Origin of the sequence: Acinetobacter sp. 5862, assembly GCF_024494585.1 — a bacterium.
Taxonomy (GTDB): Bacteria; Pseudomonadota; Gammaproteobacteria; order Pseudomonadales; family Moraxellaceae; genus Acinetobacter.
On record NZ_JANHGP010000108.1, the window covers coordinates 1 to 299 of the forward strand.

At 35.8% G+C, this 299-nt stretch carries 1 pseudogene; it reads right to left on the bottom strand.

Annotation, left to right across the window (positions count from 1 at the left end):
• Positions 1-111 precede the first annotated feature (111 nt).
• Positions 112-222 (bottom strand): annotated as a pseudogene (locus NO346_RS14975) (peptide deformylase); the annotation flags it as partial.
• Positions 223-299: the final 77 nt, after the last annotated feature.

Genomic DNA, 299 nt, shown 5'->3' on the forward strand with positions numbered 1-299 from the left:
AGCTAACGGAGGCAAACCACCTTTGATGGCTGCTTAACCTCTACTTTTAAATTCAGTTATTTATGGGAGGATTACCCTCTCTTTTCAAATGGGAATTGGGAAGTATTTTATTCATGCAAGATTCATTTTATCTACAAACAATACCCCATCCAAATGATCAACCTCATGCTGCACAATGCGGGCAGGAAATCCTTCGTAAATTGTTTCAATCACTTTACCTTGTTAGGACTTACGCATTGACAGATTCAAAAAAGTATTAAAATGCTTTATAAAGTATCTGTGATCAGACGAATTAAACA